20 protein-coding genes and 1 CRISPR repeat array (1 of these 21 only partly in view) are annotated in these 21,330 nt (G+C 74.7%); of the genes, 16 read left to right on the top strand and 4 right to left on the bottom strand.

The window, feature by feature from the left end:
* Positions 1–90: 90 nt before the first annotated feature.
* From K1J57_RS31505 to K1J57_RS31490, 4 genes are all read right to left on the bottom strand, one after another.
* Positions 91–1,344 carry an NAD(P)/FAD-dependent oxidoreductase gene (locus tag K1J57_RS31505; protein ID WP_220562321.1) on the bottom strand — a complete coding sequence of 418 codons (1,254 nt, stop codon included), beginning with the start codon at positions 1,342–1,344 and terminating at the stop codon, positions 91–93.
* Positions 1,341–1,538 (bottom strand): ferredoxin, encoded by a 198-nt coding sequence (locus K1J57_RS31500; RefSeq protein ID WP_220562320.1) that lies wholly within the window; start codon positions 1,536–1,538, stop codon positions 1,341–1,343. The genes K1J57_RS31505 and K1J57_RS31500 overlap by 4 nt, the downstream gene beginning before the upstream one ends.
* Positions 1,535–2,443, bottom strand: coding sequence for a pyridoxamine 5'-phosphate oxidase family protein (locus K1J57_RS31495; RefSeq protein ID WP_220562319.1), 909 nt, complete (start codon positions 2,441–2,443; stop codon positions 1,535–1,537). The genes K1J57_RS31500 and K1J57_RS31495 overlap by 4 nt, the downstream gene beginning before the upstream one ends.
* A 76-nt stretch (positions 2,444–2,519) precedes the next feature.
* Positions 2,520–2,972: a VOC family protein gene (locus tag K1J57_RS31490; RefSeq protein ID WP_220562318.1), complete on the bottom strand. Its 453-nt coding sequence runs from the start codon at positions 2,970–2,972 to the stop codon at positions 2,520–2,522.
* Positions 2,973–3,145: 173 nt separating this feature from the next.
* Between K1J57_RS31490 and K1J57_RS31485 the strand changes: the two genes are divergently transcribed.
* The 16 genes from K1J57_RS31485 to K1J57_RS31410 all read left to right on the top strand — a co-directional run bounded on the left by K1J57_RS31485 (position 3,146) and on the right by K1J57_RS31410 (position 20,273).
* Positions 3,146–3,685 (top strand): CGNR zinc finger domain-containing protein, encoded by a 540-nt coding sequence (locus K1J57_RS31485; protein ID WP_338151185.1) that lies wholly within the window; start codon positions 3,146–3,148, stop codon positions 3,683–3,685.
* A 106-nt stretch (positions 3,686–3,791) separates the two neighbouring features.
* The gene (locus tag K1J57_RS31480) at positions 3,792–5,360 is read left to right on the top strand and encodes an MFS transporter (protein ID WP_370634560.1); all 1,569 of its coding nucleotides are present in this window, start codon (positions 3,792–3,794) and stop codon (positions 5,358–5,360) included.
* A 30-nt stretch (positions 5,361–5,390) separates the two neighbouring features.
* Positions 5,391–5,783, top strand: a complete 393-nt coding sequence (locus K1J57_RS31475; protein ID WP_220562317.1) for a VOC family protein — start codon at positions 5,391–5,393, stop codon at positions 5,781–5,783.
* A gap of 8 nt (positions 5,784–5,791) precedes the next feature.
* Positions 5,792–6,175 (top strand): VOC family protein, encoded by a 384-nt coding sequence (locus K1J57_RS31470; RefSeq protein WP_220562315.1) that lies wholly within the window; start codon positions 5,792–5,794, stop codon positions 6,173–6,175.
* A gap of 1 nt (position 6,176) precedes the next feature.
* Positions 6,177–7,148 (top strand): sigma-70 family RNA polymerase sigma factor, encoded by a 972-nt coding sequence (locus tag K1J57_RS31465; RefSeq protein WP_220562314.1) that lies wholly within the window; start codon positions 6,177–6,179, stop codon positions 7,146–7,148.
* A gap of 175 nt (positions 7,149–7,323) precedes the next feature.
* The gene (locus K1J57_RS31460; RefSeq protein ID WP_220562313.1) at positions 7,324–8,412 is read left to right on the top strand and encodes a LacI family DNA-binding transcriptional regulator; all 1,089 of its coding nucleotides are present in this window, start codon (positions 7,324–7,326) and stop codon (positions 8,410–8,412) included.
* Between the two features lie 8 nt (positions 8,413–8,420).
* Positions 8,421–9,383, top strand: a complete 963-nt coding sequence (locus K1J57_RS31455) for a carbohydrate ABC transporter permease (protein ID WP_220562311.1) — start codon at positions 8,421–8,423, stop codon at positions 9,381–9,383.
* 3 nt (positions 9,384–9,386) lie between these two features.
* Positions 9,387–10,214 carry a carbohydrate ABC transporter permease gene (locus K1J57_RS31450; protein ID WP_220562310.1) on the top strand — a complete coding sequence of 276 codons (828 nt, stop codon included), beginning with the start codon at positions 9,387–9,389 and terminating at the stop codon, positions 10,212–10,214.
* A gap of 48 nt (positions 10,215–10,262) precedes the next feature.
* Positions 10,263–11,534 carry an ABC transporter substrate-binding protein gene (locus K1J57_RS31445; protein ID WP_220562308.1) on the top strand — a complete coding sequence of 424 codons (1,272 nt, stop codon included), beginning with the start codon at positions 10,263–10,265 and terminating at the stop codon, positions 11,532–11,534.
* 51 nt (positions 11,535–11,585) lie between these two features.
* Positions 11,586–12,812 (top strand): ADP-ribosylglycohydrolase family protein, encoded by a 1,227-nt coding sequence (locus K1J57_RS31440; protein WP_220562306.1) that lies wholly within the window; start codon positions 11,586–11,588, stop codon positions 12,810–12,812.
* Positions 12,809–14,188, top strand: coding sequence for an ADP-ribosylglycohydrolase family protein (locus K1J57_RS31435; RefSeq protein ID WP_220562304.1), 1,380 nt, complete (start codon positions 12,809–12,811; stop codon positions 14,186–14,188). The genes K1J57_RS31440 and K1J57_RS31435 overlap by 4 nt, the downstream gene beginning before the upstream one ends.
* Entirely contained in the window at positions 14,185–16,206 is a 2,022-nt protein-coding gene (locus tag K1J57_RS31430) for an SUMF1/EgtB/PvdO family nonheme iron enzyme (RefSeq protein WP_220562303.1), read from the top strand. The genes K1J57_RS31435 and K1J57_RS31430 overlap by 4 nt, the downstream gene beginning before the upstream one ends.
* A complete protein-coding gene (locus tag K1J57_RS31425; RefSeq protein WP_260697146.1) occupies positions 16,203–17,411 on the top strand; it encodes a CaiB/BaiF CoA-transferase family protein in 1,209 nt (402 codons plus the stop codon). The genes K1J57_RS31430 and K1J57_RS31425 overlap by 4 nt, the downstream gene beginning before the upstream one ends.
* Positions 17,408–18,226 (top strand): CoA ester lyase, encoded by an 819-nt coding sequence (locus tag K1J57_RS31420; protein ID WP_220562302.1) that lies wholly within the window; start codon positions 17,408–17,410, stop codon positions 18,224–18,226. The genes K1J57_RS31425 and K1J57_RS31420 overlap by 4 nt, the downstream gene beginning before the upstream one ends.
* Positions 18,227–18,376: 150 nt before the next feature.
* A complete protein-coding gene (locus tag K1J57_RS31415; protein ID WP_255646741.1) occupies positions 18,377–19,393 on the top strand; it encodes a cellulose binding domain-containing protein in 1,017 nt (338 codons plus the stop codon).
* Positions 19,394–19,445: 52 nt separating this feature from the next.
* Entirely contained in the window at positions 19,446–20,273 is an 828-nt protein-coding gene (locus K1J57_RS31410) for an endo alpha-1,4 polygalactosaminidase (RefSeq protein ID WP_220562300.1), read from the top strand.
* A gap of 364 nt (positions 20,274–20,637) precedes the next feature.
* Positions 20,638–21,330: direct repeats of the CRISPR family, unit length 29 nt (it continues 1,236 nt past the right edge of the window).

Here is a 21,330-nt window from a genome sequence, read left to right as displayed (position 1 = left end):
GTTCTCCTGCCTGTCGGCGGTTCGGCGGGGCCGGGCGCACCGTTGGACACGTCCGGTGGCCGGCCGACCGCTCGACGCTATCAACGCAGGTCACGCCTGTCTGTCAACGGCGATCCCGGAATCGGTCGACACTTCTTGACCCGCGAGACCCCGGGCGATCCGCCGGCGGTGGGCGGCCAGCCGGGAGGTCCGGCCGACGGTCAGCGCGCCGACCGTCCGGCCTCCCCGGCGGTAGACGACCTCCAGGCGCCGGTTCGGGAGGTCGTGTTCGAGGACCTCGGCCGTGTCCGCGGCCCGGGGCACCCCCACCGACCGGATGCGCAGCCCGAACTGGTCGGACCAGAAGGACGGGACCCCCGGCTCCCGCGGCGGTGCCCCGCCCAGCAGGGCCGCCGCGGCCGTGGCGGCGTGGTCGACCGCCTCGCTCCAGTGCCCGAGCGCGAGGTGCGCGGGCGCCCCCGGGCCGGGGAAGGGGTGTGGTGCCGCCGCCGCGTCCCCGAGGGCCACGATCCCCGGAACGGGCGAGCCGCGGTGGTCCAGCGCCCTCCTGCGGCCGTCGCACAGCAGCGCTCCGCTGACCGGGTCCAGGCCGAGCCCGGAGCCGCGCAGCCACGCCGTGTTGGGGCGGGCGCCCAGGGCGAGCACGACGGTGCGGGCCGCCACCCGGGTCCCGTCCGACAGCAGGGCGGACCCCCGGTGGTCCGGGAGTTCCGCCACGGTGGCGCCCATACGCAGGTCGACCCCCGCGTCGGCCTGCACGGCGGCCATGAAGGACCCGGCCGCCGGGCCGACAGCCGCTTCGAGGGGGGACCCGGCCGGGTCCACCAGAGTGACCGGGAGCCCCATCGACCGGGCCGCCGAGGCGACCTCGCAGCCCAGGAAGCCCCCGCCGGCCACCAGCACGGGCCCTCCCGCGAGCAGGGCCCCGCGCAGCGCGACCGCGTCGCGGCGCCCGCGCAGCAGGTGCACGCCCCGCTCCGGGGGGACGCCCGGGCCGGGCCACGGGGCGGCCGAGGCGCCGGTGGCGACCACCAGCCCGCCGTACCGCAGCGGGGTCCCGTCGTCCAGCACGACGGTGCGGGCGGCCCGGTCCAGCCGGACGGCGGCACGCCCCAGGACCAGGCGCGCGTCCAGGCCGGAGGGGAGCGGGAGTTCGGCGGCGGCCGCCGGCAGCCGCCCGGTCAGCACTTCCTTGGACAGCGGCGGACGGTCGTAGGGGGGATGGGGCTCGTCGCCGACGAGGGTCAGGCCGCCCGCGTACCCCAGGTCGCGCAGGGCGGTCGCGGCCCGCAGCCCGGCCAGGCCGGCCCCGACGACCACGACCGGGCCGGGGCCGCCGCTCACTCCCCGGCCCCCTCGACCGTGATGGCCCGGAGCGGGCAGTCCGCGGCCGCCCGCAGGACGGCGGCGGACCGCCCGAGGGGAGGGGCGGGGTCGTACACGAGGTTCTCGTCGTCGTCGAAGGAGAAGACGTCGGGGGCGGCGAAGACACAGCGGCCGTTGTCGTCGCAGGCGGCGCGGTCGACGTGGATCCTCATCGGGGGTCTCCGTTCGGGGCGGCCGGGGTGACCGGCGGGTTGAACTTGGAGTACAGGGGGGAGCCGGGGGACAGCAGGCCCGCGCCGGGAGTGGACACGGTGCGCTCGACCCCGAACTCGACGGTGCGGTCGGTGCCGTCCCAGTGGATGCGCGCGGTGCCGGTGAGCTGGAGGACCGCGCCCGTCTCCCAGTCCGGGAACAGCAGACCCGCCCGCGGCCGCCCCCACAGGTTGCCCAGGGTGTTGAACATGGCGTTGCCCGCGTAGTCGGGCCAGGAGAGCCGGCCGGGGGAGTGGACCCGCACGAACCCCGGCGAGCCGCCGCGGTGGTTGGCGTCGGCGTCGCCCCCGGAGGCCGCGGTGGCGATGAAGAAGGTGTCGGCGGAGCCCACCAGGTCCCGCTGCTCCGGGGTCAGGCGGTCCCCGGCGGCGGGCGTGCCCCGCCGGCCGGCCGGCACCGGGCGCGGGACGCGCTTCTGGATGTACTTGGGGCAGTTGGAGTAGACCTGGTCGGTCGTGACGCGTAGCCCTCCCGGGCGCGGGTGGGCGGCCCCGTTGATCCGCATCCGCCGCCGGGTCGCGGGATCGACGGCCAGGAGCCCGATGCGGGCGGGGGAGCGCCCGAGCGGCCCGTCCAGGGGGTCGCCCGCCCCGGGCAGGGCGTCCACCTCCAGGGTGCGCGGGCCGGTGACGCGCAGGAAGCCGGGCGGTCCGCCGAGCAGGGAGCACCACGGGTCACCGCCGCCGTCGACGGCTCCGACCGCCAGCCAGGTCCGCTCGGCGAGGAACGCGGCGGCGACGTCGGGGATCTCCGTGCGGATCGCCCCGTCGGAGAAGGCGGCCTGGTCGGCCAGCCCCGCCCGTTCCTGGACGGCGCGCTCGCCGGGGTGGTAGCGGGTTCCCATGGTCCCTCCTGTGGTCCGAGTGGTCGTGGCGCGGCCGGTGCGGCGGGCGCACGGGGCGCCCGCCGTCGGGTGTCCTCTAGAAGAAGCCGCAGGTGGGCGCTGCGCCGGCGGGGGCGGGGGCGGTCCCGGCCCCGGAGGGGGCGTAGATCTCCAGGCGGATCCCGTCCGGGTCGTGGAAGAAGATCCCGCCGGAGGCGGCGCCCTCGCCGTGGGGGACCACGCCGTCGTAGGCGAACTCCACGGCCAGGTCCAGCAGCACGCCCTCGGCGGCCCGGACCTCCTCGATGTCCTCCACCTGGAAGGACAGGTGGTGCAGGCCGGAGGAGGCGCGGTCGAAGGGCCCGTCCGCCTGCCGCCACAGGGTGAGGAGCAGCCTCCCCTCCCGTCCGAGGAAGGCGAACTCGCGCCCCTTCTCGTCGCCCTCTCCCAGGACCTCGAAGCCGAAGACCCGCACGTAGAAGTCGCGGGAGCGGCCGAGGTCGGTGACGTTCAGGCCCACATGCCCGGTGGTGAGGGCGGTCGGTGCCATGTCGGTTCTCCTTGGTTCGCCGGTCTAACCGTTGAAAGGAAATTTAGGGGTTAGTCGCAGCCGGAGTCAACCGGTAAAATCCATTTAGGTGGTTATCGCAGGTGGCTGGTAGCATCCGGCCACCGCGGGCTCCAGCCACGGGCCCGCCGACGGAGGAAGGGGGTGCGGGACCGGTGTTCGACCGACCGCTCCGGGGCGAACCGCTCGCCATGGACCTGCTCAACACCCGGTGGATCGCGGGCGGGGTCGACCACGACCTCCTCCGGGTCCCCGGCGGCCTGGAGCGGTGGCTCGCCGACAACGGCCTCACCGACCGCTTCCCCGCCGACGAGGCCTTCCTGCCGCCCCTCCTGCGCGTCCGGGACGCCCTCGCCGAACTCGTGGCCGAACCCGGATCCCCCGCGGCGGCCGCCGGGCTCAACGAGGCCCTGGCCCACGGCAGCGTGCGCCGGCTCCTGGGCCGCCAGGGCCCCGACACCGCCGTCGACCTCGACGACCCCTCCTGGGGGCCCGCCTGGGCCGCGGCGGCCGACTACCTCGACCTGCTCCGGGCCCCCGACCGCATCCGCCGCTGCGGCCACCCCGACTGCGTCCTGTACTTCTTCGACACCTCCAAGAACGGCACCCGCCGCTGGTGCTCCATGGCGGGGTGCGGCAACCGCGCCAAGGCCGCCCGCCACCAGGCCCGGGCCCGGGCGGACCGCCCGGCCTGACCGGCCCCCGCGGGTGCGGGCGGAGATCCGCCGGTGCGGCGCGATGAGTTCCGCGGCCCTCCCGGGTCCGTACGTGTGAACGATCCCGTCCGGACCGGAGGACCCCGTGACCGAACCCGAACCCGCCGCGCCCGCGCCCGCGGCCCGCCCCGACCGGCGGGCCCTGTTCGGCCTGGCCGTGCTGGCCCTGCCCACCCTGCTGCTCTCGATCGACATGAGCGTCCTGTACCTGGCGCTGCCCCACCTGGCCGCCGACCTGGCCCCCACCGGGCCGCAGCTGCTGTGGGCGGTGGACGCCTACGGCTTCATGGTCGCCGGGTTCCTCGTCACGATGGGCACCCTGGGAGACCGCATCGGCCGCCGCCGGCTCCTGCTCGTCGGCGCCGCCGCCTTCGGCGCGGCCTCCGCCGTCGCCGCGTTCGCGCCCACCATCGAGGTCCTCATCGCCACCCGCGCCCTCATGGGCGTCGCCGGGGCCACCCTCATGCCCTCCACCCTCGGCCTCATCGGCGGCATGTTCCCCGACCCGCGCCACCGGGCCGCCGCCATCGCCGTCTGGAGCGCCTGCTTCATGGGCGGCACCGCCATCGGCCCCATGGTCGGCGGGGTGCTCCTGCACTGGTTCTGGTGGGGGTCGGTGTTCCTGCTCGGGGTGCCCGTGATGGTGCTGCTCCTGGTGTGCGGGCCGCTGCTGCTGCCCGAACAGCGCGCCGACCACCCCGGCCGCCTCGACCTCACCAGCGTCGCCCTGTCCCTGGCCGCCGTGCTGCCCGTCGTCCACGGCCTCAAGACGCTCGCCGACGGCCACGCCCCGGCCGTCCCCCTGCTCACCGTCGCCGCCGGACTGGCCGCGGGGACGCTGTTCGTCCGCCGCCAGCTCCGCCTGGACGACCCGCTGCTGGACCTGCGCCTGTTCCGCGCGCCCGCCTTCGGCGCCGCCCTGGCCGTGATGGCGGCCGGGGCCCTGGCCATGGGCGGGACCTTCCTGCTCATCAGCCAGTACTTCCAGCTCGTCGCCGGGTACCCGCCGCTCACCGCCGGACTGTGGCTGGTGCCCCCGTCGCTGGCGATGATCGCCGCCACCCTGGCGGCCCCGCCCCTGGCCGCCCGGATCGGCCGCGCCACCGTGATCGGCGGCGGCATGTTCGTCACCGCGGCCGGGTTCGCCGTGCTGGCCCTGGCGCCCGCCCAGGACGGGGAGCTCCCCGTCATGGCCGGGCTGCTGCTCGCCTCGGTCGGGCTGGGCCCCGGCGCCGCCCTGGTCGCCGACATCGTCATCGGCTCGGCCCCCGCCGAACGCGCCGGCGCCGCCGCCTCCATGTCCGAGACCAGCGGCGAACTCGGCATCGCCCTGGGCATCGCGCTCATCGGCAGCCTCTCCGCCGCCGTCTACCGCGCCGGGTTCACCCTGCCCGAGGGGGTCCCCGACGCGGCCGCGGGCTCCCTGGCCCAGGCCGTCGACACCGCCCGCACCCTGCCCGACGACCTCGCCGCGGCCCTGCTCGGCCCGGCCCGTGAGGCGTTCACCGCCGGGCTCAACCTGGCCGGGGGCATCGGCGCCGTCGCCATGGCCGTCTTCGGCGCCGCCGCCCTGGTCCTGCTGCGCGTCCCGGAGAAACCCGCCGCACCCGATGAGTCCGGGGCCCCGGACGGGTCGGTACGGGTGAACGACTAGGACCCGCTCGCACACTTCCCGGGAGAGACCATGGCCAACCTCGACAGCATGCTGCTCGCCAGCACCGACCCCGACCGCCTGCACGACTGGTACGCCGCGGCCCTGGAGCCCCACTCCGACGACGACGTCGACTCCTACCGGGTGCTGCGGTTCGGCCGCTTCCACCTGCTCATCGACCGCCGCGACGACGTCGGCCCCGAGGCCGCCGACGCCGCCCGCATGATCATCAACTTCGACGTGGACGACGCCCGCGCCGTCGCCGCGCGCATGGACCGGCTGGGTACCTCGTGGATCGCGCCGCTGGAGGACCGCGGCGGCAGCCTGTTCGCCACCGCCGCCGACCCCGACGGCAACTACGTCCAGATCATCCAGCTCGGCGAAGCGGACCGCGCGGCCATGGCCGCGACCGAGACCGATTCCTAGGAGGGGACATGTTCGACGGCAGCCGGGCCTTCGGGTCCTTCGCGGTGCCGGACACCGCAAAGGCGCGCGAGTTCTACGGGGGCACCCTGGGACTGGACGTGCGGCCGGTCGAGGGCATGGAGGAGGAGGGGCTCGTCCAGATCGGCCTGGGCGACGGGCGGGCGATCCTCGTCTACCCCAAGCCCGACCACGTGCCCGCCACCTACACGGTCCTCAACCTGGTCGTGGACGACATCGGGGCCGTGGTGGACGAACTGGCCCGCCGCGGTGTGCGGACCCTGCGCTACGAGGGGTTCGACCAGGACGAGAAGGGGATCGCGCACGGCACGCCCTCGGTCGCGTGGTTCACCGACCCGGCCGGGAACGTGGTTTCTGTCATACAGGAGGCGTAGCGTGTCGGTCGTGGTGGAACAGACGACCGACCAGGACTTCGCCAGGCTCGCCGACCCCTACCGGCGCGAGCTGTACGCCCACTGCTACCGGATGCTCGGCTCGGTGCACGACGCCGAGGACCTGGTGCAGGAGACGTACCTGCGCGCGTGGAAGGCCTACGACGGCTTCGAGGGCCGGTCGAGCCTGCGCACCTGGCTGCACCGCATCGCCACCACGGCCTGCCTCACCGCACTGGAGCGCCGTCGGCGGCGGCCCCTGCCCACCGGGCTGGGCGGGCCCGCCGCCGACCCGTCGGCCGAGCTGGCCGACGGCCCCGAGGTGCCCTGGCTGGAGCCGGTGCCCGACTCCCTGGTCGGCGCCGACGACCCGGGCAGCGTGGTCGCCGCCCGCACCGGGGTGCGCCTGGCCCTGGTGGCCGCGCTCCAGTACCTCCAGCCGCGCCAGCGCGCCGTGCTGGTCCTGCGCGACGTGCTGCGGCTGTCCGCGGCCGAGGTCGCCGACATCCTGGAGACCTCCGTCCCGGCGGTCAACAGCCTGCTCCAGCGGGCCCGGGCGCAGCTGTCCCGCAACGCCCCGGTGGAGGAGGAGATCGTCGAGCCGGCCGAGGCCAAGGCGATCCTGGCCCGCTACGTGGCGGCGTTCGAGACCTACGACGTCTCGGCCATCACCGCCGTGTTCACCGAGGACGCGGTGTTCGAGATGCCGCCGTTCCGCACCTGGGTCCAGGGGGCCGCGCACATCGCGGAGCTGATCTCCGTGCACTGCCCGGCCTCGGCCGCGGGCGACATGGTGCTGGTGCCGGTCGAGGCCAACGGGCAGGCCGGGTTCGGGCTGTACATGCGCGACGGGGAGGGCGTGCACCGGGCGTTCGGGCTCAAGGTGCTGGACCTGGCGCCCGGCGGCGTGCGGCACACGGCGATGTTCTTCGACACCTCGCTCTTCCGGCGCTTCGGCCTGCCCGAACACCTCTGAGCCCGGGGCCTCCGGGCCGCCCCGGATCCGGGACCTTTCTGTGTACACATCGGACTTGACGTGGCGAAGGCGGCGGATGTAGCTTCCTGGAAACGTTTCCAGTGTGGCCTGCGTCTCCCTACGGTCGGCCTGGAAACGTTTTCACTCTCCTCGGCGGATCGTGACTGGAGCTTCGATGACCTCTTCACGGGCCACCCTGATCCAGGTGGCGGAACGGGCGGGGGTCTCCCTGGCCTCCACCTCCCGTGCGCTGCACGGGAGCGGCGCCAGCGCCGCCATGGTCGAACGGGTGCGCGCGGCGGCCGAGGAGCTCGGCTACAGCCCCGACGCGATCGGGCGCTCGCTGCGCATGAAGAAGACCTTCCAGATCGCCTTCGCCGTCGCCGACATCGGCAACCCGGTCTACGTCGAGATGATGACCGCGATCCACGAGGTGCTCGCCCCGCACGGGTACCGCGTCGTCGTCATGTCCACCGGCGGCACCACGGAGTCCACCACCGAGCTGGTCCGCAGCCTCAGCGGCGGGTTCGTCGACGGCATGATCCTCGTGCCGCTGCGCACCGACGACCGGCTCATCGACGCCCTCCAGCAGCGCGACGTGCCCGTGGTCGTCGTCGGCCGCCAGCTCGACGCCCACGGCATCGACTCGGTCTCCACCGACTCCGCCGCCGGTATCGGCCAGGCGGTCCTGCACCTGCGCAGGATCGGCCGCCGCCGCATCGGCTTCCTCAACGGCCCCCTGGACACCACCCCCGGCGAGGCCCGCCAGCGCGGCTTCGACATGGCCACCGCCGACGACGAGGACGCCCCGCGCCCCGCCGTCGAGGTGGCCGGGGACTTCACCGTCGCCGCGGGCGTGGTCGCGGCCCGGCGCCTGCTGGACGGCGCCGCCGAGGCCGGGGACCCCCTCGACGCGGTGGTCGCCGCCAACGACCTGCTGGCGATCGCCGCCATCCGCGCCGCCCGGGAGCGGGGCCTGTCGGTCCCCGAGGACCTCGCCGTGACCGGCATGGACGACACGGAGTTCGGACGGGTCTTCCAGCCGACCCTGACCAGCGTCTCCCTGGGCTCGGCCGAACGCGGCCGCTCCGCCGCCCGGATCATGCTCGACCTGGCCGAGGGCCGCGAGGAGGGCACCCGGCAGATCCGGGTGGGCCCCCGGCTCATCGTCCGCGAGTCGACCTCCGTCACCGGCGCCGGTGACGCCGAAGCGCCCGGGACCGCCGGGAACCGCGGGACCGCCGACACCGAGGGGGACTCGTGAGGACCCCCATGCCGACCGCCTCCGGCGGCACCCGCACCCGGCCCGGCCCCGCCGGACGCCGCCCGGCACCGCGCCCCGGCGGCATGGCCCGCGCCCGCCGCCGCGAGGCGGCCGCCCTGGTCATGCCCTCGCTGCTGCCGATCCTCGTGCTCAGCGTCGCCCCGCTGGTCGTCGGCCTCGGCCTGGCCTTCACCGACGCCCGCCTCGTGCGCAGGCCCGACTACGACCCGGTCGGCTTCGACAACTTCGTGCGCCTGCTGGACAACGGCTTCTTCTGGGAGTCGTTCCGCATCGGCATGGTGTGGGCCGTGTCGGTGACCCTGCTCCAGCTCGCCGCCGGGATGGGCCTGGCCCTGCTGCTCGACTCCGGACTGCGCCTCCAGGGGCTCACCCGGGTCCTGGCGCTCATCCCCTGGGCGATGCCGCCGGTCGTCGTGGCGATCATGTGGCAGATGATCTACTCGCCCAACGCGGGCCCCCTCAACGCGGCCCTGGGCGCGATCGGACTGCCCGACGACATCAACTGGCTGGCGGACTTCTCCACGGCGCTGCCCGCCGTCATCGTCGTCGGGGTCTGGGTCGGCATGCCGCAGACCACCGTCACCCTGCTCGCCGGGCTCCAGCAGATCCCGGGCGAGCTGTACGAGGCCGCCGCCATGGACGGCGCCGGCCCCTGGCGCCGATTCACCGGGGTGACCCTGCCGAGCCTGCGCCCCATCATCGCCTCCATCACCTCGCTGAACTTCATCTGGAACTTCAACTCGTTCTCGCTGGTGTACGTGCTCACCGAGGGCGGGCCCGGTGGCCGGACCATGCTGCCGATGCTGTTCACGTACCTGGAGGCGTTCAAGAACCGCAACATCGGCTACGCCGCGGCCATGGGCGTGGTGCTCGTCGTTGTGGTGGTCCTGCTGCTGGCCCTCTACCTGTGGTCGCAGTTCCGCGAAGACCGCGAAGGCAAGGTGGGCTGACCCGTGCGAACCCTCGTCCGTCCCGCCCAGTACCTCGCCCTGGCCGCGTACATCGTCTTCCTGGGCTTCCCGCTGCTGTGGCTGATCTCGGCGTCGCTGAAGTCGTCCGCCGAGCTCAACTCGCTCACCGTGTCCCTGCTGCCCGGCGAATGGCGCTGGGACAACTACGCCCGGGCCCTGGAACGCCAGGGGCTGGTCCGCTCCGCGGGCAACAGCCTGCTGGTCGCCCTGGCCTCCACGGGCCTGGTCGTCCTCATCGCCCTGCCCGCGTCCTACGTCCTGGCCCGGCTCAAGGGCGCGGTCCGCGGCGCGGGGGTCGGCTGGATCCTGGTCAGCCAGGTCTTCCCGGTCATCCTCATCATCCTGCCGCTGTTCCTGATCCTGCGGACCCTGGGCCTCACCGACAGCCTGGGCGGCCTGATCCTGGTCCACACGACCTACACGCTGCCGTTCGCGCTGTGGATGCTCCAGGGGTACGTGTCCGCGATCCCCGTCGACCTGGAGGAGGCGGGCTCCGTGGACGGGGCCGGACGCCTGGACGTGCTGCGGCTGGTCGTCCTGCCCCTGCTGGTCCCGGGGGTCGCCGCCACGGCCATGTTCGCGTTCGTGTCCTCCTGGAACGAGTTCTTCTTCGCCCTCGTGCTGCTCCAGTCGCCGGAGAACTACACCCTGCCCATCACGCTGAAGATGTTCATCGGCGGCGAGGGCAAGGTGGCGCTGGGGCCGCTGGCCGCGGGATCGGTGCTGGCCGCCGTCCCGAGCATCGTCTTCTTCTCCCTCATGCAGCGGAAACTCACCGGCGGGCTGATGGCCGGCGCCGTCAAGGGCTGACCCCGCGCGGACTCCGCCGCACCCACCCCCGAGGAAAGGAACCCCCGAATGAACACCCGAGCCGCGTCCATCGCCGCCGTCCCGGCCGCGATGCTGCTCCTCACCGCCTGCGGAGGAGGGGACGGGGGCGACGGCGGGCCGGTGACGCTCCAGTTCCAGTCGCTCTCCGACCAGCCCGCCGCCATCGAGGCCACCGAGAACATCGTCCGGGAATGGAACGAGGCGAACCCCGACGTCCAGGTCGAGATCGTGCCCGCGGGCTGGGACGGGATCTACGACAAGCTGATCACCCAGTTCAACGGCGGCGCCGCGCCGGACATCATCCACTACGAGGCCGCCGGGATCGTCCCCTTCGCGGTGGACGGCTACCTCGCCGACCTGTCGGACCACATGTCCGACGCGACCCGCGTGGACATCCCCGCCGGCGTCCTGGACGCGGTGACGGTCGACGGGCAGGTCGTCGCCTACCCGACCGAGATGCAGTCCTACGTGGTCTTCGCCAACCGCGGCATCCTGGAGGATGCCGGGGTGGAGGTCCCCGACGGGGAGACCATGACCTGGGACGAGCTGCGCGAGATCGCGCAGAAGACGACCTCCGGCGACCGGTACGGCCTGGGCTGGGGGCTGGGCAGCCCCACCGCCGTGTTCATGTCCATGGCCCCGTCGTTCGGCGGCACGTTCTTCGACGGCACCGGCGCCGACGCCGAACTGGTGCTGGGGGAGGGCGAGATGGCCCTGCCCGAACTGGTCGGGACCATGGCGCACGAGGACGGGACCATGCTCCCGGTCGGCCTCTCCCAGTCCGGCTCCGAGGTGCTCGCCTCGTTCTACGCCGGCGAGGTGGCCATGACGGTCCAGGGCTCCTTCCAGGCGACCAACATCGCCGCCGACGCCCCCGAGGACCTCGACTGGGTGGTGCTGCCCCCGCTGGAGGGCCCCGCGGGCCCCTGGCAGACGGCCAACCCGCAGACGCTGTCGGTCAACGTCGACTCCGAGCACGTCGAGGAGGCCGCGCGGTTCCTGGAGTTCTTCACCTCGACCGAGAACCTCGCGGTGCTGAACGAGGCCGACTCCCTCATCCCGGCCACCGTGTCCGCGCGCGAGGCCATGGCCTCCTCCCTGGACGACCAGCCCGGCTGGGAGCAGATCCTCGCCTCGGCCGACTACCTGGAGTCCTCCCCGTTCCTGTTCGTGGACTCCTACGCACAGTGGAAGGACACCGTGGCCACCCCCGCCTACCAGCGCTTCCTCGCCCAGGAGACGGACTCCGACCAGATGCGCGCCGAGCTCCAGGAGGGGTGGGAGGAGATCACCGGATAGCGGTCGGGCGGGGACGGAGAGTCGAGAGCCGAGGACGAAGGGCGAGAAGTCGTGGACTGGCTGCAGGACCGGGCGGTGGCCGTGATCACCGGAGCCGCGGTGGGTGACGCGCTGGGCGGTGCCACCGAGGGGTGGACCCCCGAGCAGATCGAGGAGCGCCACGGCGGCCGGGTCACCGGCATCGTCGGCCCCTGGTACCCGAACTGGCGCGACGCGCGCCCGATCGCGCCGTACCACAAGGGCGACGGGCACATCACCGACGACACCCTGATGACCCGGGCGCTCGTGGAGGTCTACGCCGAGCGGCGCGCGCACCTGGACGCGTACGCGATGGCCGAGGACCTCGTCCCGCTGATGATCGGGGAACCGCGCTGGATCCCCGAGCTGGAGTCGACGGCGCTGCTGCTCCAGCGGGTGTTCCTGGCCGAGAAGTGGATCGTGGCGCGGCTGCACTACGGGCACGTCGACCCCCGGGAGGCGGGCGTCGGCAACGTGGTCAACTGCGGCGCGGCCATGTACATGCCCCCGGTGGGGCTGGCCAACGCCGGGGACCCGCGCGGTGCCTACGCCGAGGCGATCGACCTCACCGGCGCCCACCAGTCCAGCTACGGGCGGGAGGCGGCCGGGGTGTTCGCCGCGATGGTCGCCGCCGCGGTGGCACCCGGGGCGACGGCGGACGACGTGGTCGCCGCCGCCCTGGAGGTCGCCCACGACGGGACCCGGGACGCCCTGGAATCGGTGGTCCGGGCCCTGGACGGCTGGGCCGGTCCGCCCGCCGACGACGAGGGCGAGCGCGAACTGGCCCGGCTGGTGCGCGCCGCGGTCGAGCCCTTCGACTCGGTGGGCCCGCACTACCGGCAGATGTCCCGGGACGCCCGGCGGCCCTCCCGGACCAAGGCGATCGAAGAGCTCCCCGCCGCCCTGGGCCTGCTTCTCGGGCACGGGGGCGACTACCGCGGCGCCGTCCTCGCCGCGGTCAACTACGGCAGGGACGCCGACTCGATCGCCGTCATGGCCGGTGCGGTCTGCGCGGGGCTGGGCGGGTCCGCCGCCGTCCCTGCGGAGTGGATCGACGCGGTCGAGGCGGCCAGCCGCATGGACATCCGTGCGACCGGCCGCCTCATGGCCTCGGCCGCCGCCGACATCCTGCGCGCCGACCGCGAGCGCGCCCTGGCGCGGCTGCGCGGGATGGACGCCCTGATCGGCGGGGACCCCGCCGGCCCGGCCGCGGCGGCGGGGGCCGCCGCGGCCGACGGCCCCGGGGACGGTGCGGCATGAGGCTCACCTGGGCGCAGCCCGAGGACCTGGTCGCCCACGAACTCGTCCAGTCCCGGGCCGAGGGGCGCGACACCGGCGCGGTCCTCGCCCGCTGGACCGCGGCGGGTGGCGACCCCGTACCGGTCGTCAGCGGGGCCGGGCCGACCCCGGCCCCCGCCCCGCTGCGGGCCCTGGCCCGCACCCTGCTCGACGAGCTGGACGCGCTGCCGACTCCGGCCGCCGACCACGAGCCCGACCCGTGGGAGCGGATCGAGGAACTGCTGCCCCCGCCCCCGGTGCTCCCCGCGCCCGGGGACGGCCTCGCCGAACGGGTGCGCGGCGCCTGGACCGGGCGCGCCGCGGGCTGCCTGCTGGGCAAACCGGTGGAGAAGATCCCCCGCGAGGGCATCGAGGAGATCCTGCGCGCCACCGGCCGCTGGCCCCTGGACCGCTGGTTCACCGCCGTCGGCCTGCCCGCCGACGTGGCCGCCCGGTGGCCGTGGAACCGGCGCAGCGCGGGCACGTCCCTGGAGGAGAACATCGACGGGACGCCCGAGGACGACGACCTCAACTACCCGATGCTCGCGCTGGAGCTCCTGGAGCGGCACGGCCCCGGGTTCACCACCGACGACGTCGCCGCGCTCTGGCTCGACCTCATGCCCGCGGGCCGGGTGTTCACCGCCGAGCGGGCCGCCTACCGCAACATCCTCGACGCCCGGCCCGTCCCCGAGACCGCCACGCACCACAACCCGTTCCGCGAGTGGATCGGCGCCCTCATCCGCACCGACCTGTACGGCTGGACGCACCCCGGCGACGTGCGTACGGCCGCCCGCCTGGCCTGGACCGACGCCCGGCTGAGCCACACCCGCAACGGCGTGTACGGGGCGATGTGGGCGGCGGCGCTGGGCGCGGCGGCGATGACCGCCGGCTCGGTCGAGGAGGTCCTGGACGCCGCGCAGACCGTGCTGCCGCCGCGCAGCCGGATCGCCGCCGCGGTGGGCCTGGGCCGGGAGGCCGCCGCCGAGGGCGACGTGCGCTCGGGCCTGGACCGGCTGCACGCCGCCTACGGCGACCTGCACTGGGTCCACGTGCTCAACAACGCCGCCGTCATCTCCTACGCCCTGGCCCGCGGGGGCGGGGAGTTCGGCCCCAGCGTGTCGATCGCCGTCACCGCCGGCTGGGACACCGACTCCGCCGCCGCCACGGTCGGCGGGGTGGTCGGCGCCCTGTCCGGGGTCGACGGCATCGGCGGGCGGTGGACCCGCCCCCTGGACGGACGCATCGCCACCTCGCTGCCCGGCGGGGAGCGGCGCATCGACGAACTGGCCGCACGCACGGCGGCCCTGGCCGCGGCCCGGCCCGCGCCGGGTCCGACGAACGACACGAGGACCGCATGACCTACACCTTCGACCCGCTCGTCCCGCGCCCCATCGACCGCCCCACCGAGGTCCCGGCCGAGCTCACCCCCGAACGGCTCGTCGCGCTGGACGACGCCAAGATCTTCGCCGCCCCCGAACGGGTCGCCGACCGCCCCGCCTGGCGGGCCCGCCTGCACGCCTGGCGCGAGGACGCGCGCGCCCGCCACGCCTACGACGGCTCGGCGTACGCGCGCCCGGAGGCGGCCTGGGCGGCCCGCTGCCACACGGTGGCGCAGGTGTGGCTGTGGGACGAGCTGCTGTACTCCTTCGAGGAGGGCCGGTTCACCCCCCGGCGGTTCCTGGCCGACGCGCGCGAGCGGTTCGGCGGGCTGGACGCCGTCGTCCTGTGGCACGCCTACCCCGTCATCGGCCTGGACGACCGCAACCAGTGGGACCACTACCGGCAGGTGCCCGGGCTGCGGGACCTGGTGGACGACCTGCACGCCGCCGGGGTGCGGGTGTTCGTCGACTACAACCCCTGGGACGTGGGCACCCGCCGCGGCGCGGACGACGTCACCGAACTGGCCTCGCTGGTGGCCGACCTGGACGCCGACGGCGTCTTCCTGGACACGCTCAAGAAGGCCGAGCCCGAACTGGTGGAGCGGCTGGAGGCCGCCCGCCCCGGGGTGGTCCTGGAGGGCGAGTCCAAGCTCGCGGTGGAGCGGATCGAGGACCACTCCGCCTCCTGGGCGCAGTTCTTCGCGGACTCCCCGGTGCCCGGGGTGCTGCGGGCCCACTGGTACGAGCGCCGCCACATGCAGCACCACGTGCGCCGCTGGCACCGCGACCACACCGAGGAGCTGCGGTCGGCCTGGCTCAACGGGGTCGGCGTCATGGTCTGGGAGGTGGTCTTCGGGGTGTGGGTCGGCTGGTCCCGCCGCGACGCGGCCACCGTCGCCCGCATGACGGCCGTCCAGCGCGCCGCCGGCGACCTGCTGCTGGAGGGGGAGTGGACCCCGCTGGCGGAACTGGACCCCGCGGCCGAGTGGGCCGGGGTGTACGCCTCCCGCTGGGAGCGGGACGGGCTCACCCTGTGGACCCTGGCCAACGCCTCCGACCGCGACCACGAGGGGCCCGTGCTCCCCGGGGCGCCCGCGGACGGAAGGCTGTTCGACCTCACCGGCGGCGGCCGGTCGGCCGACGGGCGCGCCGCCGTCCCCGCCCGGGGGATCGCGGCCCTGCTGCACGTGGCCGAGGGCACTCCCATTCCCGAATGGCTCCCCGGCCTGCTGGCCGAGCTGGGGCGGCGCCCGCACGAACCCGACGCCCGGTTCCGGCACCGCCTCGCCCGCCGGCTCGCCCCGGCGGCGCCCGCGGTCCCCGCGGGAGGGAGCGGCCCCGACGGCGCCGTCGCCGTCGTCCCGGCCGGCCCCTACGCGCTGACCGTCCGCTACCGGGCCCGCGAGACCGGCATGTACCAGGGCGCGCCCTACGTCGACGAGTGGAAGCCGCTGCCCCCGCGCCTGCACGACGCCCGCGTCCTCCAGCGCGACGGCGTGCTGGACACCCCCGTCGCGGTGGCCGCAACCGAGGTGACCCAGGCGCAGTTCGCCGAGTTCCTGGACGCCACCGGCTACACCCCGGCCCTGCCGCACCGGTTCCTCGCGCACTGGCGGGACGGTCGGCCCGCCCCCGGCACGCTGGACCGGCCGGTGACCTTCGTCGACCTCGACGACGCCCGGGCCTACTGCGCCTGGCGGGGCGGCCGCCTGCCCACCGAGGACGAGTGGCAGCTCGCCGGGGAGACCGGGGCGCTGCTGCGCGGCGAGCCCGCCGTGTGGAACTGGACCGAGAGCGAGCACAGCGACGGGCGCACCCGGTTCGTGATGCTCAAGGGCGGCAGCGACCACACCGCCGAGGGGTCGGAGTGGTACGTGGAGGGCGGGCGCCGCGGCCCGGAGTACAGCGTCAAGCTGCTGCTGCCGGGCCTGGGACAGGCGCGCTCGGCCACCGTCGGGTTCCGCTGCGCCTGGGACCTGCCGGGAGGTGCGCGGTGACCGTCTCACGCGACCCGGCGCGCGGGGCCCTCGCCGGGCTGCGCGTCGTCGACGCCGCCACCCTGTTCGCCGGACCGATGGCGGCGCTGCACCTGGGGGACATGGGCGCCGACGTGGTCAAACTCGAACACCCGGAGCGGCCGGACCCGGCGCGCACCCACGGGGCCTCCGAGAACGGGGTGAACCTGTGGTGGAAGACCCTGGGGCGCAACAAGCGGACCGCCACCGCCGACCTGTCCACCGAGGGCGGCCGGGAGGTACTGCTGGCCCTGGCCGAGCGCTCCGACGTCGTCATCGAGAACTTCCGCCCGGGCACCCTCGAACGCTGGGGGCTGGGGTACGAGGAGCTGTCCGCCCGCAACCCCGGGCTGGTGCTCGCCCGGGTCAGCGGGTTCGGGCAGGTCGGGCCCTACCGGACCCGGCCGGGCTTCGGCACCCTCGCCGAGGCCATGAGCGGGTTCGCGGCGATGACCGGCGAGCCCGACGGGCCGCCCACCCTGCCGCCCTTCGGGCTGGCCGACGGCATCGCCTCCCTGGCCACGGCGTTCGCGGTCATGGTGGCGCTGTCCGCCCGCGCGGGCACCGGACGCGGGCAGGTCGTGGACACGGCCATCATCGAGCCGATCCTCGCCATGCTGGGGCCGCAGATCACCCGCTGGGACCGGCTCGGCACCGTGCAGCCGCGCACCGGGAACCGGTCGGTCAACAACGCGCCGCGCAACACCTACCGCACCGGCGACGGCAAGTGGGTGGCCGTGTCCACCTCCGCGCAGTCCATCGCCGAACGGGTGGTCCGCCTGGTGGGGCGGCCCGAGCTGGCCGACGAGCCCTGGTTCGGCAGCGGCGCCGAGCGGGCCCGGCACGCCGACGTGCTCGACGCGGCGGTGGGCGGCTGGATCGCCGCCCGCACCCGGGACGAGGTGGTCGCGGCCTTCGAGGAGGCGCAGGCGGCGGTCGCCCCGGTGTACGACGCGTCCGACATCGTGGACGACCCCCAGTTCCGGGAGCTGGGGACGATCCACCGGATCGAGGACCCCGAACTCGGGCCGATGCTCATGCAGGGGCCGCTGTTCCGGCTGTCGGGCAACGACGGCGTCATCCGGTTCACCGGGCGGGCGCACGGGGCCGACACCGACGAGGTGCTGGCCGAGCTCGGCTTCACGCCGGAGCGGATCGCCGGACTGCGGGCGAAGGGACAGGTATGAGGCCGCCGCTGACCTGGCTGTACGTGCCCGCCGACCGGCCCGACCGGGTGGCGCGGGCGCTGGACTCGGACGCGGACGTGGTGATCGTCGACCTGGAGGACGCGGTCGCCCCGGCCCGCAAGGACGAGGCGCGGGCCGCGGCCGCGCGGCTGCTGGCCGGCGCCGACCGGCCGACGCAGCTGCGGATCAACCACCCGGACACCCCCTGGCACGCCGGGGACCTCGCGGCCCTCGCCGGCCTGCCCGCCGCCGTCGGGGCCCGCCTGCCCAAGGTGGAGTCCCCGGACCAGGTGCGGGACCTGGCCGCCCGCCTGCCGGGCCGCCCCCTGCACCCGCTGCTGGAGTCGGCGCTGGGCGTGGAACGGGCCTTCGAGATCGCGGCGGCCTCCCCGGCCGTGGCGTCCCTGGGCCTGGGCGAGGCCGACCTGTCCTCGGACCTGCGGGCCGACGGCGACGCCGCGCTGGCCTGGGCCCGGGGGCGCACGGTGGTCGCCGCCCGCGCGGCGGGACTGCCGCCGCCGGCCATGTCGGTGTACCCGCGGGTCGGGGACCCGGAGGGGCTGGCGGCGTCCTGCGCGGCGGGGCGCGCCCTGGGGTTCTGCGGGCGGGCGGCGATCCACCCGGCGCAGCTGCCGGTCATCCGCGCCGCGTTCCTGCCCACCCCGGACGAGGTCGACCGGGCCCGCACCGTGCTCGCCCGGGTCGCCGAGGCGGCCGACGCGGGCGTGGGGGCGATCGCGCTCCCGGACGGCACCTTCCTGGACCGGGCGATGCTCGACCGCGCCCGCGCCACCCTCGCGCTCGCGGACCGCTAGGCCGAGTTGCCGGGCCTCGCTCCGCCGCGGCCCGCCCGCCGGCGGCGGCGGCCGGACCGCCCGGGACAAGGGGGGTTTGCGCGGCGGCGCCGGCGGGATACCGTTCGGTCGTCTGGGAGCGCTCCCAGACCCGACCGAAAGGATGTGACCGTGTTACGCACCCTCCTGAACACGGCCCTCGCGGCCGTGCTCGCCGCGGCCGCCCTCGCCCCGGTTCCGGCGGCGGCCGCCGAGACATGCGCGGCCCGAGCCGTCGTCACCTCCTCGTGGGGGAGCGGCTTCACCGCCTCGATCACGGTGACCAACACCGGAGACGACCCGGTCTCGGGCTGGTCCGCCACCTGGACGCACCCGGCGGGGCAGGCCACCACCGCAGGATGGAACGCCGGGTTCGAGCACGACGGGGACACGGTCACCGCCCGCGGCGCCGCATGGAACTCCGACCTCGCCCCGGGCGCCTCCGCCGAGTTCGGGGTACAGGGCACCACCACCGGCGGGCAGGCCGAGTTCACCGGGCTGAGCTGTGCGTTCGGGGACGAGGGCAACGGAGGAGAAGAGGGGGACGCGGTGCGGATCATGCCGTTGGGGGACTCCATCACGGGCTCGCCGGGGTGCTGGCGGGCGCTGCTGTGGCGGGACCTCGTGGACGCGGGGCAGGAGGTCGACTTCGTCGGCACCCTGCCGGGCGACGGCTGCGGGTTCGCCTACGACGGCGAACACGAGGGGCACGGGGGCTACCTGGTCACCAACGTGGCCCGGCAGGGGCTGCTCGCCGGGTGGCTGGAGCGGAGCGACCCGGACACGGTGCTCATGCACTTCGGCACCAACGACGTCTGGAGCGGGATCCCCACGGCCGACATCCTGGCGGCCTACGACACGCTGCTGGCACAGATGCGGGCGCACGACCCGCACATGCGGGTGCTGGTCGCCCAGATCATCCCGATGGACCCCGACCGCAGCTGCGCGACCTGCGGGCAGGGGGTGCGGGACCTGAACGCGGCCATCCCGGCCTGGGCGGCGGCCAACACGACCGCCGAGTCGCCGGTCACCGTCGTCGACCAGTGGACGGGGTTCGACACCGACGCCGACACCTATGACGGCGTCCACCCGTCGGCGAGCGGCGACCGCAGGATCGCCGACCGCTGGTTCGCGGCCCTGGCGCCGTGACCCGGGGCGGGCCGGGTGGGGGCACCGCCCGGCCCGCCGCTAGGCTCCGACCATGAACTCCCGGCCGACACCGCTCGCCGCCATCGCCGCGCTGGCCGTCCTCGCGACGGCCTGCGCGCCGGCCGCGGACCTGTCCTCCCACACGGAACCGGAGGGCCTGCCCCAGGGCGGGTTCGACTACCAGCTGGGCGGGGGGTACGGGCCGCCCGACGGCGTGGGGATCGTGGTCCGGGACTCCACGGACGAGCCGGAGCCGGGCCTGTACTCGGTCTGCTACGTCAACGGATTCCAGACCCAGCCCGGCGAGGCGGACCGGTGGCTCGACGAGGGGCTGGTCCTCCTCGACGGCGCGGGCGAGCCGGTGGCCGATCCGGGCTGGCCGGACGAGCTCCTGCTGGACACCTCCGACCCGGCCGGGCGCGAACGCATCACAGAGCTGCTCGCCGGGACGATCGGGGGGTGCGCCGACGCGGGGTTCGCCGCCGTGGAGTTCGACAACCTGGACTCCTTCACGCGCTCGGACGGGGCGCTCACCGCCGAGGACAACTTCGCCCTGGCCGAGGCGCTCGTCGCGGTCGTCCACGAGCACGGGATGCTCGCCGCCCAGAAGAACACGGCGGAGGAGACCGACCGGGGCGTCGAGGCGGGGTTCGACTTCGCCGTCACCGAGTCGTGCGGCGCCTGGGACGAGTGCGACGTCTACGCCGCCGCCTACGGCGCCGAGGGGGTGCTCGACATCGAGTACCCGGACACGCTCGAAGAGCGGGGGACGACCTTCGCCGAGGTGTGCGCCGACCCGGACACCCCGCCGCGCACCATCCTGCGCGACCTCGACCTCGTGCCCGAGGGCGCCGAGGGGCACCTTTACGAGGCGTGCTAGCCCGGATTGCAGACGGGGCCCATGGTCACGTTTTCATTGCCGAATCCCCGCGAGACCCGGCCCCGAGTGCGGACATTCCACCCACCCCCGGCCGTACCGCCGCCCTCGGGTCGACCGGAAAGCGACGGAAGCGCAATCGGTCGTGTACGGAGAGTCCCGGTGTGGTGCACAATGAATCTGTCGGTGTTCCCTTCCTGGAACTTTCACGCACCGACAGACCCCGGGGGTGCTCGCACCCCCGGGGTTCTGCTTTCCCCGGTTCTTCCCGCCGTGCGTACAAAGTGGCGATTCGAGACCAGTGTCCGAATCTCCAGAAGTTTGAAAATCCCTTAATATCCGGTGGTATCTTCCCAGGTCATTTACTGTGCTCCCCACGCACGCGGGGATGGTCCCATCGACACCGACGCCCGCGCGAACTTCGGCGAGTGCTCCCCACGCACGCGGGGATGGTCCCCGGGGGCGGGGGCGATGGAGGAGCATCACGCCGTGCTCCCCACGCACGCGGGGATGGTCCCGGAGCCTCCATGCCCCCCAACGACCAGACGATGTGCTCCCCACGCACGCGGGGATGGTCCCGTGGGGACCTGTTGCCCCCGGCCCTGCGCCGAGTGCTCCCCACGCACGCGGGGATGGTCCCGGCGACCAGATCACCGTCATCGCTGGTCACATGTGCTCCCCACGCACGCGGGGATGGTCCCGTTCTTCCACATTTCCAGCACCGCAGGCATGAGTGCTCCCCACGCACGCGGGGATGGTCCCGGCGGTCTCGACCGCAACCGGAACCACTGGGAGTGCTCCCCACGCACGCGGGGATGGTCCCATTCGGCCGGGGACGACGATCGACCCCGGCTCGTGCTCCCCACGCACGCGGGGATGGTCCCCCGATGCTCGATGTCCTGGGCGTGCTCATCTAGTGCTCCCCACGCACGCGGGGATGGTCCCACGGTTTCGGCCATCATTATCAGCGACCGCATGTGCTCCCCACGCACGCGGGGATGGTCCCACCCCATAGCGCGTACGCGAACGAAATGACTTGTGCTCCCCACGCACGCGGGGA

It is taken from the genome of Nocardiopsis sp. MT53 (assembly GCF_019598965.1).
Classification (GTDB): Bacteria; Actinomycetota; Actinomycetes; order Streptosporangiales; family Streptosporangiaceae; genus Nocardiopsis; species Nocardiopsis changdeensis.
Note: the sequence above shows the minus strand (reverse complement) of the source record. Positions and strands in the feature narration are given on the sequence as shown.